We start from the raw sequence: 11,814 nt of genomic DNA, 5'->3' as shown, positions 1-11,814 counted from the left end.
GTGCAGTAATGCATGGAGCTGACCAATACTAATCGGTCGAGGGCTTATCCTAAAACTACCCCAAAAAGTGAAGAAGAGGCTGACGAAGCCGATTCTGAGTACTTTCCGGGGGCCCCGTAAGAAGGGCGAACGCAAATTCAATTCGGATTCAGTTTTCAGGCGATCAAGCCTGATATGAATATTCCCTGATAGCTCAGTTGGTAGAGCACTCGACTGTTAATCGAGTTGTCACAGGTTCGAGCCCTGTTCGGGGAGCCATATGGAGAGGTGTCCGAGTTTGGCCGAAGGAGCACGATTGGAAATCGTGTAGGCGCCACAAGCGTCTCGAGGGTTCGAATCCCTCTCTCTCCGCCACTATTATTACAGCATGGCCCGTTGGTCAAGGGGTTAAGACACCTCCCTTTCACGGAGGTAACAGGGGTTCGAATCCCCTACGGGTCACCAATTTTATACTTGATTTTACATAGTGAAATTTGGTATGATAACAATTGTTCGTTATGGAGGCTTAGCTCAGCTGGGAGAGCATCTGCCTTACAAGCAGAGGGTCGGGGGTTCGATCCCCTCAGCCTCCACCATGTAACCTCCTTCGGGAGAGAATCAGATATGCTTTTAATGACGCGGGGTGGAGCAGCCCGGTAGCTCGTCGGGCTCATAACCCGAAGGCCGCAGGTTCAAATCCTGCCCCCGCAACCAATTTGGAACCGTGGTGTAGTTGGCCTAACATGCCTGCCTGTCACGCAGGAGATCGCGGGTTCGAATCCCGTCGGTTCCGCCATTTAGACTTTATGGCTCGGTAGCTCAGTCGGTAGAGCAGAGGACTGAAAATCCTCGTGTCGGCGGTTCGATTCCGTCCCGAGCCACCATGAAGTATACAACTTAATATGCCGGTGTAGCTCAATTGGTAGAGCAACTGACTTGTAATCAGTAGGTTGGGGGTTCAAGTCCTCTCGCCGGCACCATCTTTGGGGGATTAGCGAAGTGGCCAAACGCATCAGACTGTAAATCTGCTCACGTACGTGTTCGGTGGTTCGAATCCATCATCCCCCACCATTTTTTAGGGGCATAGTTTAAAGGTAGAACAACGGTCTCCAAAACCGTTGGTGTGGGTTCAATTCCTGCTGCCCCTGCCAATTTTTTATTAAAGTTTAATATGGCGATCGTGGCGAAGGGGTTAACGCACCGGATTGTGGTTCCGGCATTCGTGGGTTCGAGACCCATCGGTCGCCCCATTCACTTTACTAAGAATAATAGGCTTAATTAAGTCAGATTCATGTGGCGACTGTGGCGAAGGGGTTAACGCACCGGATTGTGGTTCCGGCATTCGTGGGTTCGAGACCCATCAGTCGCCCCATTCACTTTACTGAAAATAATAGGCTTAATTAATTTAGTTTCATATGGCGACTGTGGCGAAGGGGTTAACGCACCGGATTGTGGTTCCGGCATTCGTGGGTTCGAGACCCATCAGTCGCCCCATTTTTTAAAATGATTGTTGGGGATTAGCCAAGCGGTAAGGCAACGGACTTTGACTCCGTCATGCATAGGTTCAAATCCTATATCCCCAGCCATTTATGCGGACGTGGCTCAGCGGTAGAGCATCGCCTTGCCAAGGCGAGGGTCGCGGGTTCGATTCCCGTCGTCCGCTCCATTATTTTACGGCGCCATAGCCAAGTGGTAAGGCAAAGCTCTGCAAAAGCTTTATCCCCAGTTCAAATCTGGGTGGCGCCTCCATTATTTATTGAAGTTTAATAATTGAATATGCCGGTGTGGCGGAATGGCAGACGCGCTCGACTCAAAATCGAGTGGGAAACCGTGGAGGTTCGAGTCCTCTCACCGGTATTAAAAGAACAAAAGGTACATTAGATATTAAATCTAATGTACCTTTTTTCATGTGCTTCAAGTGAGAATAAATATTGGTTGTAATTAAATAATCACTCTGACCAAGCCACTCTTGAACCTTCATCCCGACACTATTTTCTAAAAGTAAACTTGAGCAGCTAAGGCGCAGATCATGATATCTGATAGAGGCTGGCTAATGGCAGGGGGACTTCGGAAGCGACAAAGGGGGTTAGCAACTGGAGAATTAAAATAAGGAGGAGCCAGGGAACTACTCCTGGCTCCTCCTATAACTTATAGCAATCTTATTTGCTTTTCTTCTTGTCTGTTTTAGCTGGTGCTTTGGCCTTAGCCGGCGCCTTGGCTGGTGTTTTAGCTTTGTCTTTTTTTGTTGGAGTAGCTGTTGGCTTGGGGGGCTCTTCTTTCACGGGAGTAGCTTTCGTTGTATCGGTGAGTTGTCCCATTGGAGCAGTACCAGGATTGGTCTTGGTAAAGGTAGTATCGGCTTTTTGGCCAGTCGCTGGTGTTGTATTGGCAGCGAAAGCAGATTGAGCGGAAACAAGGGAGATGGCCAGCACTGCACTTAGCAATGTTAATTTCTTTTTCATTCTAATCAAACTCCTATATGTGTATTTGTCTTACACTTTAGAAGTTTAGCTTAGTTATCTGGAATTCCGATGGAATTTGGATGGAATTCTGATGGAATCTAGAAACAGGCCGGAAAATGCAAAACAAATGCTGCGCCGCTATCCGGCTCGTTATGGGCTGAAATACGGCCACGGCATCGCTCGACAATGGCGCGGGAAATCGCTAGGCCTAGTCCCGTTTCCCCGTTCTTTCCTTTCGCAAACCGCTCAAAAAGCTGGGATAATAACGGCTCAGGAATGCCTTCACCGTCGTCGGTGATTCTGATAGCAATCCCTTCAGCATTGGCAGAAGTTTGGATACGGATCGTTTCCTTGGCATATCGAGCTGCGTTGCCCATAATGTTAATCAGCGCTTGGAGTACTTTCTCGCGGTCAACATAAATCGAGTGCTCTTGTTCGCTACCTAACCCGTTAAATTCGACCCGTAAGCGGTTCTTGACGAGCAGCGGATTGATGCGTTCTAACGTCTCGGCGATTAACTCTCGTACCGGGACGTGGTCCAAATGGAATATGCCTGCTTCGCTTTCCAGCTTGCCGAGAAGAATCAATTCTGTCACGATTTTTTTGAGCCGTTCAGATTCCTTGACGATGACATCCAGACCTTTATTGGCATGGTCCCCCGTAAAGATGCCATCTTTGATGCCTTCGGCGTATCCTTGAATAGACATGAGCGGCGTCTTTAACTCGTGTGAGGTGTTTTGGAAAAACTGCTTCTGCGTACGCTGATACTTCTCTAATTCGCTGGCGAGATCGTAGACGGCTTTGGCAACTTCTCCGATTTCGCCACCCGTTTCAATCAATCGAACTTCGGAGAAACGGCGCTTTTTCACCTTGTGTAATTCCTTTCTAAGCTCCTCGAGCGGTTTGACGAGTCTTCTCGTAATGAGCATGCTCAGTAAGAAAGAAACGACCCCGCCAACGGACAAGATGATCATTAGCCGTTCAAACAAGGCGAGCTGCATTGCTTTAATCTTACTTAGCGGAGCTGCCATCACTGCCGTGACACCCTGCCAGTGCAGATCACTGTCTTGGTCTGACGTTAACGTTTCGACAATATATTGATCATTTGTTCTTTGCCAGATTTCCCCTGACCCGGTGGGGCTTTGCTTTGATAATTCCATCAATTCCGTCGTTGCTTCACCGGTCAGCGTACTGTAAACTACTTTCTCTCCAGGTGCAATCAATATCGCACTAGTATTCCCGGGCCATGTAGTCGTATTGGAATTTTTGAGCGCATCTGTTTGCTGAACCGACGTAAGCGGCATGACTGGACTTAAATTCATCAGCCAACTGGCTTGATCCCGCAGCTCTTTTCGCTGGCTATCCACTAAGGTGTCGAGCAGTAGCGGATGAATCAGAACGGCGGTAATCGCCAGAATGCATAGCAGCAGAAATGCAAATGAAAGATGAAGCCGATAAATCATTCTCATTTTATTGCTCCGTCCTTTCCGTCCGCAGACGATAGCCGTGCCCCCTTATGGTGTCGACAGGAAGTTCCTTTATTTTTCTACGCAGCCGTTTCACCAGATCGTCGATTGCCCGGTCATAGCCGTAATAATTATCTCCCCAAATCAAGGTAAGCAACGCGTCTCGGGTGAACGCCCGATTTGGTTGCTCAGACAACGTTTGCAGCAATTCAAATTCCTTCAGTGTCATTTCGATTTCTTCCCCTCGCCAGAAAACGCGCCGCTCTTCCAGAACGAGCCGCAGTTCACCAACTTCCAACTCTGCATGTCCTGGCTGAGAAGGGACAGGGTTGCCCTGAGTTTGGGAAATCGAGCTAATCCGGTGGAACAAGCGGTTCACGCGCGCTACCAATTCTCTTGGGCTGAACGGTTTCGTCAAGTAATCGTCGCTGCCTAGTTCAATCCCTAAGATGCGATCAACTTCTTCATCGCGCGCTGAAATCATGATGATTGGCACTTCCGCCTCTTTGCGAATTTTCCTGCATAACTCGAAGCCGTTCATCCCCGGAAGCATGATATCGAGAATCCACATATCTGGCGGATCATTCTTCCATAGCTCCCAAGCGTCTTCAGCAGTAGATAACGTCATCGTACGGTATCCCTCTTTATACAAATAAGCCGCAACGATTTCCTGGATCTGGGCATCGTCGTCGACTATGGCGATTTGATAGGACTTCATGCAGTAACCTCCTCAACATTTACCCGAGGACAATTCTACCATAAAAAATTCAGATAAGGCCCGATTCCACACGTTTTCCACATTGCTTACATATTTACTCCCAAATTTGTTTGTAAACTAATCGATGTACAGCCGTTCCGCACAAAGCATTGAACGGCTCTTGATTGGAGGTTTCTTCGTGAAGTTGCGCCGTCTGGCACGCAGGGAGCTTCTAGCTGCCGTAGGTTTTCTAGCTCCAAGCTTATGTGGATTTTCCTTATTCTATCTCATTCCGTTCGGTCAGAGTGTCATGAACTCATTCCAGGATCGAATCGGAGGAAGCTTCACGTTGTCCAACTACAAGGAACTGTTCTTCAGTACTTCATTTCAGAAAGCGATGACTAATACGTTCTGGTTCACTACGATCAGCGTACCGATTCTCGTCGTTGTATCTCTCTTGCTGGCATTACTCTTGAATCAACGGGTACTCATTCGGAACTGGATACGCACAGCTTATGTACTGCCGCTTGTTGTACCTGTTGCTTCGATTGTGCTAGTCTGGCAAATCTTATTCGATTGGAACGGCACATTAAACGCTGTTTTGCAGCATTTCGGCTATAGCCGTCATGATTGGATGAAATCCGATTGGGCTGGATTTGTGATTGTGTTGGTCTATGTATGGAAGAACATCGGATACAACGTCATTTTGTTCTTGGCTGGCTTGCAGAACATTCCGGATCAATATTATGAAATTGCAAATCTGGAAGGCGCAGGTCCGATTCGCAGGCTGTTCGGAATTACACTCACGTATTTGACACCGACGACATTTCTGGTTGTACTCATGTCTGTGCTGAATTCATTCAAGGTGTTCCGCGAGACGTATCTTGTCGCCGGTGCATACCCGCATGATCGCATCTATATGATGCAGCATTACATGAACAATATGTTCCTGTCCCTTGATATCCAGAAGGTATCGTCCGCGGCGGTGTTGATGGCGCTTTGCATTATGGTGCTTATGTTGATTCTGTTTCGTACGGAGCAGGTTTTCCGCTCTTATATGGAATAAACGCAAGAAAAAGGTAAAGGAGGTGAATGAGGTGATGAAGCAATGGGTGGCACCGCTGTTGCGATCGTTGTTACTGATCTCCATCGCCGTCCTGCTGCTTATGCCCGTTGTCTTGAACATTGTCAGTTCCTTCATGACAGAGCGGGAAATTACGTCGAATTACAGCATGCTAGGCAAAACCGATACGAGCGTATTCGTAAATCTACAATGGATTCCCGACTGGGTGTCGTTCCAGCAATATAACAAAGTACTAATCGCTACTCCGCAATTTCTGTACCTGTTCTGGAATTCAGTAATGCTAGTGATTCCTATCATTATCGGACAAGCGTTTGTGGCAACGCTCGCTGCGTTCGCGTTCGGCAAGCTGTATTTTCCGGGCAGGGATGGACTGTTCTTACTTTATTTGATGACGATGCTGATGCCGTTCCAGGTAACGCTCGTGCCCAATTACTTGATGGCTGATCGGCTGGGCCTCCTGAATCACCCTAGCTCCATCATATTACCCGGTATATTCGGCGCCTTTGGCGTGTTTCTGCTACGACAATTCATGCTCCAGATCCATTCGGCTTTTATTGAAGCAGCTAAAATCGATGGGGCGGGATACTTACGCATATTCATATCGATCGCACTTCCAATGGTGAAACCGGGCGTTGCCGCACTTGTCGTACTCCTATTCGTAGACTATTGGAACATGGTCGAGCAGCCGCTTATTTTTCTGCAGGATGCTGCGTTGCAGCCACTCTCTGTGTTTCTCTCCCGCATACAGGAAGATGCGCTTGGCGTCTCTTTTGCCGCTTCGGTTATTTACATGATGCCAATGGTGCTTCTATTCTTAAGTGCCGAACGGTATTTTATCGAAGGAATCCAGCTTTCCGGCGTGAAAGGCTGAGCGAAGAGAATTGGCAACGTGATCCTGTAAGAGAAAGGATTGCTGGCTTTGCAGTGGCTGTATTTCTCCGACAACAATCAAATTTGATTAAATTGAGAGGATGATTCTTTTGAAAAAAATAGGGTTAATCGTCATGTTATCTAGCGCGCTGCTGTTATCGGCCTGTTCTGGCAATGAGGGAGGCGATTCCAAAGTCGAGAAAGAGGGTGGCCAGAAAACTGTCGTCCTCTCTGTTATGAGGAAAGATCGTTTCTTGGAAACTGCAGCGCGACAATTTGAGGAGCAGCATAAGGATATTCATATTGAAATGAAGGAATATAAAGCGTCGGATCCAGTTGCAGAAGGTGGCATGGCGGTAGAGTCCATCTCGCTGGGAGACGTAGAAAAGTACGTGCAATCGGTGACGACGCAAGTCATTTCTGGCAAAGGGGCCGATCTTATTCTCATGAGTGAATTACCCCAGGACAAATTCGTCGCCAAAAAACTGCTGGTGAACTTGAACGATCTATTGTCCAAAGACAGTTCGTTCGATCGAAACGCGCTATTCTCTAATATTTTGCAGGCATCCCAAGACGGAGAAGGTTTGTATGCCATGCCGCTCTCTTTTTCACTCTCCCTGTTCCAGGGAAATACAGAGTTATTGAAGAAGGCGAATATTTCAGTGGACGTCAATAAATCGTGGAACTGGAGCCAGTTCAAGGATGTTGCCCAAAAACTGAAGAAGCAAGATGATGCCGAAAAGCTTATTAGCCTGGATCCAATGTCGCTGCTCTTCGATTCTATTGATGACAATTACACTCAGCTCGTAGGGCAGGGCCAGCCGAACTTCGACTCGGATTTATTCCGCAATATGATGACAGAAATCAAATTGATGTATGACGAAGGCTTGCTCAGCGATGGAATGTCGTTCGATAACGGTAATGCGGCATTTCAAATGCTGAATGTATTCAGCCCCGAGCAAGCACTGACGAAGCCTCGGGGTATGGATTATTACCAGAAGCCGAACGTGAGCGGGCAAAAGGTTGGTACACCGTTCCAGCCTACGTACAGTTTGGGGATAAACAGCAAATCCGACGTTCAACAGGAAGCATGGGCATTCATCAAGTTTTTGCTTTCTGATGAAATGCAGGCTTCCCCGAATCTCACGGGAATACCACTGAATAAAGGGATCACCGATAAAAAATTCAAGGAAACCCTCCAAAAAATCGAGAACGGAACGCTGGAAACCATGATACCACTAGACATGCTGCCGGATAGCGAAACGGTAAAAAAACGGATTGGAGTGGTAGAGCAGCTGATCTCGGAAACCAATTTTCGAAGATCTAGCGATATGAAAGTGATAACGATCGTCATGGAAGAGTTCAGCAGCTTCATGAGCGGACAGAAATCGGCAGAAGAAGTAAGTAAACTTATCCAAAACCGAGCGAAAACGTATTTGAATGAGTAACGGAAGAGGGGGAGATCGTTAGTCGATCTTTCCCTATCATGAGTTTTAGAGGCAGGGAAGAAATGGAGGAGCAGCAGATGTTACTGCAGGGAAAACAACGCTGGGCAAGTATAGGGCTAATCCTATTCTTTGTGCTGCTGGCCGGTCTAACATTATTCAGTAATACCCTAGAGACGGCAATGCTGCCGAAAGTGACCACCGAGAAACCTTCAAGTAAGCGTCTGGTGCATCATATTAAAGGCAGCGGCATCCTCACACCGAAGAAGCTGAAGACACTCAACAGTGATAACGGCTGGTTGATTAGCGAAGTGCATGTGAAGGAGAAGGATCGCGTAAAAAAAGGACAGCTGTTAGTGTCTTTCGACAGCACCAAGTCGCAAGAAGAGCTGGTGGAGGCAGAATACCAACTCAAGAAACACGACTTGAACCGGGAAAAGCTGAAAGAGCAGTATATTGCCGCTGGCAATGCCGAAGACGAAGAAGGGATGATCAGTGCCAAGCGGGAACTGGATATTAACACCTTGGATCGGGACAGTCTTCAGCGCAATATTGAACGGCTAAAGCGTGAGCTAGGCAAAAGCCGGATGGTCCGCGCGCCGTTTGATGGAAGAATTATTGAACTACCAGCAGAGCGGGGAATGATGATTGGACAGGGGCAAAAGCTTATGACAATCGTCCAGTTAAGTGAAGGATATGAATTTTCTTTCACGTTAGACAAGGATGCGGCAGCGCTGCTGCAGCAAGGTGAGAAGATCCCTGTTCAATTGAAAGGAAAAGAAAAGGAAAAGTTCACCGGCATGATATCCAAGATCACGATTGCCACTTCAGCTCCAGGCCCAAATGACAAGGGAGAAGGCGAGCAAAACGCCTCTGAGAGCTCGGATAAGCGAAAAATTGTTATATCGCTGCCGGCGGAAGGAACGGAGGGAGATGAGGAGGCAGCGGTAGTTGTTCAGAAGGAGCCCGCAGAGCAAGGACTGGTGATCCGGAGTGAGCTGATCAAGAGTGATGAAGAGAGCAGCTATGTATGGGTGGTCCGTGAAAATAGAGGCACACTTGGAACGACCTATAGGGTTCAAAAGGCGTATGTTGTCCAAGGTGATACCGTGGATAAAGAAACGATTATTTTGGGCGGGCTTTTAAAGGATGAGCAATTGATTGCAGAATCAAGTGAGCCCTTGCAGGAGGGCAATCGGATAAGACTAAAATGAGAAAGACTGAAAGCGGGAGGGAGTGTAATGAACAAACTTAGAACGACTGGTGCAGCCATACTGCTCTGTACAGCGCTTTTCATTCAGACAGCAGGCTATGGGGGGTACACGACTACTGCAAGTGCTGCTCCAACTGCACCTCAAAGTTTTACACTGGACCAATTGGGGACAATCGCTCTGAAGAATGGGGTTAGCGTCAAATTGACCGATGTCAATCTGATGGAGCAGGATAACGGTAATATACTGACGTACTCGTTCAGCTATACGAATGGTACCAATAGCAGTATTCTTTTAAAAGACTATTTCAATAAAGTGACTACACCGGGAGGTACCGTTGTTCAGGGAAATACAGTGACCAGCAGTACATATGCCAAATCTATTCCTGCTAAATCTACTCAGAGCGTCACTTATTATGTGAATATCGGCAAGGCTAACAAGATCAGTGGAATGCAGCTTTCCCTATATACCTGGGATTTCAACAGTGCGGATTTCCGCAGACAGCTCGGTACCTTTACCGTCCCTGCTGCCTATTCCATCATCGTTCCCCAAGATCAGAGCAAAAATCTTATACTGAACAACCAGCCGGTTAGCACCAAGGCCGAAAGCCTACAAATCTACAAATATAATGGAAAAGTATATGTAAAAGTAGGCATCAGCTTCTCCAATCTCGGCACGAAAGTGCTTGAGGACTTGAATTTAAAAGGATACCTTACCTCAGCGGGAGGCTCGATCTTCAAGCTGTCTTTGGATGATACAGCAGGAGCGAATCATAAAGTGCAGCCCAAGGAGAAGAAAACCATTTTTTTCCTGACTGAAATTCCTTCCTATATTAAAACAGATAAAATGCGCCTACAGTTCTCCCAGGAGGACAGTACGCTAAAGATTGAGCTACCAGTGGCCACCTATAATCTTCCGGCAGCTACTACGCCCAATCTCGTGGTCCCAAGTACTGTGGTGAAGAAGATTCTGATCAGCAATAACACTGTAGAAACTGAGCTGAAAAGTGCAAAGGTAGCTGCAAGCGGCAATTCGGCCAAGTGGGAGCTGAAATTCCGGGTGAAAAATAGCGGCAATAAATCCGTTACGCTACCTGCGTATAAGCTTGAAGTGAAAGCGTCGGAAGGCTTTAGCTTCCCGGTAGATTCCAAGGCGTTCTCGAGTCTAACCCTTAAGCCGTTAGAAGAGAAAACCATCGACCTGACTGCTGAGGTTCCATTATCGGTCGATCAGGCCAAGCTACAGTTACAGTTGGTAGAGCCTACTGCGGAGGGGAAGATTATTTTCCCGACTGCTTACTATCAGATTCCTTATTCCCTACAAAGTAACCAGTGGCAGGACTCAGAATATATGGTAGATAACAACCATGGCAAGTTCGGTGTGAAGCTCGCAAATATTCAACGGCTGCCGTGGCTTGATAAAGATCAAATGGTGGTCAAAATCAACATTCGTAATCTGCAATCCACTTCCGTACAGCTCCCTACCCTTAAAGGGATGGTCATGGCTGAGGACAACAATGTCAGCAACACTTCGCAGGTGGTGACGGAAGATACCCAAACGATTCTGGCTCCGAATGAGACTGCTGCCGTCTATGTTCTGTTCACAGTTCCTTATGCGTATACATTCAATCATTTAAAGATTGAACTCCAGGAAACGGTAGGGGAGGAGAAGCAGAACTTCCTGACATTGAACACTACCCAACTGTATAACCAGGTAAAAGAGATCGAACCTCTCAGCCCCTTTAAGCTAGAGTTAGTAGGGAAGAAAGCAGAGGTCGTTGAGCTTCTTACCACTGTCTATCCAGGTGTGGGGTCGGGCGTCATGTATACAGAGCTGATTATGACCAATGAGGAGAAGCGCAGAGCCGATCAGGCGCAGCTTGTGGCGTACTATAAGACGCAGGACAATTACTACTATGAGGCAAAGGTCAGTCAGTCGGAAACATCCCCGGGTCCCACTGGGAAAAGCTTAGTGACAATCTGGAGCAAGATTCCCGCGAATGTGGACCCCACAAAGCTGGTACTGTATCTGGGGGCAGGGGTCGCTGATGGCAAGCTAACTTCACCTGGTGGCAAACCTACAGGTTATATCAACACAGTGTCGCTGGGGCTGAACATGGTTACTGCGGAGCCGCAAAACAATCTGCTGGGCGTAAATATGTCTCCATACACGCTTTCCATTACGGATGCAGATGCCACAGTCACTATAGGCAGTGATACGCTGAATGCGGTATTGAAATATAATCTGGAAATTAGCAATCTGTATGAAGCAGGACCATATGAGCACAAGCTTGTGCTGGAACTCATTGATCCTCTTGGGCAGTCCATGTCTCAGACGCTGAATTTCGGTACGGACCTTCAGGTAGGGAGCTTCAAACGATATGCGCTGACGTTAACTAGTGATGGATATAAGACGTTGGACGGAGGAGCCATCCGGTTGAATGTGTACGATGAATTCCAAGGGCAGCGAAAGTTACTGGCAACACAAACGTATAAGCTTACTTTGCAAAGAAAGAAAAACGACCAGCTATAATGAAATATGGTTATTAAGAAAGATAGAGAAGAAGCCGTGAGGGAAGTCTCACGGCTTTTGGCGTGCTA

At 47.4% G+C, this 11,814-nt stretch carries 8 protein-coding genes and 17 tRNA genes; 22 read left to right on the top strand and 3 right to left on the bottom strand.

Annotated elements, in window-relative coordinates; genetic code table 11:
* The first annotated feature begins 182 nt into the window (after positions 1-182).
* The 17 genes from ACFVRY_RS29005 to ACFVRY_RS28925 all read left to right on the top strand — a co-directional run bounded on the left by ACFVRY_RS29005 (position 183) and on the right by ACFVRY_RS28925 (position 1,836).
* Positions 183-258 (top strand) — tRNA-Asn (locus ACFVRY_RS29005).
* A gap of 3 nt (positions 259-261) precedes the next feature.
* Positions 262-354 (top strand) — tRNA-Ser (locus ACFVRY_RS29000).
* Positions 355-369: 15 nt separating this feature from the next.
* Positions 370-444: transfer RNA gene (locus ACFVRY_RS28995), tRNA-Glu, on the top strand.
* 55 nt (positions 445-499) lie between these two features.
* Positions 500-575, top strand: a tRNA-Val gene (locus tag ACFVRY_RS28990).
* A gap of 41 nt (positions 576-616) precedes the next feature.
* Positions 617-693 (top strand) — tRNA-Met (locus ACFVRY_RS28985).
* Between the two features lie 4 nt (positions 694-697).
* Positions 698-775: transfer RNA gene (locus ACFVRY_RS28980), tRNA-Asp, on the top strand.
* A gap of 12 nt (positions 776-787) precedes the next feature.
* Positions 788-863 (top strand) — tRNA-Phe (locus tag ACFVRY_RS28975).
* Positions 864-883: 20 nt separating this feature from the next.
* Positions 884-959, top strand: a tRNA-Thr gene (locus ACFVRY_RS28970).
* Positions 960-964: 5 nt separating this feature from the next.
* Positions 965-1,050, top strand: a tRNA-Tyr gene (locus ACFVRY_RS28965).
* A gap of 6 nt (positions 1,051-1,056) precedes the next feature.
* A tRNA-Trp gene (locus ACFVRY_RS28960) sits at positions 1,057-1,130 on the top strand.
* A 23-nt stretch (positions 1,131-1,153) separates the two neighbouring features.
* A tRNA-His gene (locus tag ACFVRY_RS28955) sits at positions 1,154-1,229 on the top strand.
* A 46-nt stretch (positions 1,230-1,275) separates the two neighbouring features.
* Positions 1,276-1,351 (top strand) — tRNA-His (locus tag ACFVRY_RS28950).
* 46 nt (positions 1,352-1,397) lie between these two features.
* Positions 1,398-1,473: transfer RNA gene (locus ACFVRY_RS28945), tRNA-His, on the top strand.
* A 17-nt stretch (positions 1,474-1,490) separates the two neighbouring features.
* Positions 1,491-1,565: transfer RNA gene (locus ACFVRY_RS28940), tRNA-Gln, on the top strand.
* Between the two features lie 5 nt (positions 1,566-1,570).
* Positions 1,571-1,645, top strand: a tRNA-Gly gene (locus tag ACFVRY_RS28935).
* 9 nt (positions 1,646-1,654) lie between these two features.
* A tRNA-Cys gene (locus ACFVRY_RS28930) sits at positions 1,655-1,728 on the top strand.
* Between the two features lie 29 nt (positions 1,729-1,757).
* Positions 1,758-1,836, top strand: a tRNA-Leu gene (locus ACFVRY_RS28925).
* Between the two features lie 302 nt (positions 1,837-2,138).
* Here ACFVRY_RS28925 and ACFVRY_RS28920 read toward each other — a convergent pair.
* The 3 genes from ACFVRY_RS28920 to ACFVRY_RS28910 form a co-directional block, all read right to left on the bottom strand.
* The gene (locus ACFVRY_RS28920) at positions 2,139-2,441 is read right to left on the bottom strand and encodes a hypothetical protein (RefSeq protein ID WP_387503701.1); all 303 of its coding nucleotides are present in this window, start codon (positions 2,439-2,441) and stop codon (positions 2,139-2,141) included.
* A 98-nt stretch (positions 2,442-2,539) separates the two neighbouring features.
* Positions 2,540-3,910, bottom strand: a complete 1,371-nt coding sequence (locus tag ACFVRY_RS28915) for a sensor histidine kinase (protein ID WP_387503700.1) — start codon at positions 3,908-3,910, stop codon at positions 2,540-2,542.
* Between the two features lies 1 nt (position 3,911).
* Positions 3,912-4,625, bottom strand: a complete 714-nt coding sequence (locus ACFVRY_RS28910; protein WP_387503699.1) for a response regulator transcription factor — start codon at positions 4,623-4,625, stop codon at positions 3,912-3,914.
* Between the two features lie 124 nt (positions 4,626-4,749).
* Here ACFVRY_RS28910 and ACFVRY_RS28905 point away from each other — a divergent pair, with 124 nt between their 5' ends.
* From ACFVRY_RS28905 to ACFVRY_RS28885, 5 genes are all read left to right on the top strand, one after another.
* Positions 4,750-5,670 (top strand): carbohydrate ABC transporter permease, encoded by a 921-nt coding sequence (locus ACFVRY_RS28905; protein ID WP_387503697.1) that lies wholly within the window; start codon positions 4,750-4,752, stop codon positions 5,668-5,670.
* Positions 5,671-5,704: 34 nt separating this feature from the next.
* Positions 5,705-6,559, top strand: coding sequence for a carbohydrate ABC transporter permease (locus tag ACFVRY_RS28900; RefSeq protein ID WP_387503704.1), 855 nt, complete (start codon positions 5,705-5,707; stop codon positions 6,557-6,559).
* A 109-nt stretch (positions 6,560-6,668) separates the two neighbouring features.
* The gene (locus ACFVRY_RS28895) at positions 6,669-8,006 is read left to right on the top strand and encodes an ABC transporter substrate-binding protein (RefSeq protein WP_387503695.1); all 1,338 of its coding nucleotides are present in this window, start codon (positions 6,669-6,671) and stop codon (positions 8,004-8,006) included.
* A gap of 38 nt (positions 8,007-8,044) precedes the next feature.
* Entirely contained in the window at positions 8,045-9,217 is a 1,173-nt protein-coding gene (locus ACFVRY_RS28890; RefSeq protein WP_387503694.1) for an efflux RND transporter periplasmic adaptor subunit, read from the top strand.
* Positions 9,218-9,244: 27 nt separating this feature from the next.
* A complete protein-coding gene (locus ACFVRY_RS28885; protein ID WP_387503693.1) occupies positions 9,245-11,746 on the top strand; it encodes a hypothetical protein in 2,502 nt (833 codons plus the stop codon).
* Positions 11,747-11,814: the final 68 nt, after the last annotated feature.

Source organism: Paenibacillus sp. NPDC057934, from assembly GCF_042887565.1.
In the GTDB taxonomy this organism is placed as follows: Bacteria; Bacillota; Bacilli; order Paenibacillales; family Paenibacillaceae; genus Paenibacillus_AQ.
Note: the sequence above shows the minus strand (reverse complement) of the source record. Positions and strands in the feature narration are given on the sequence as shown.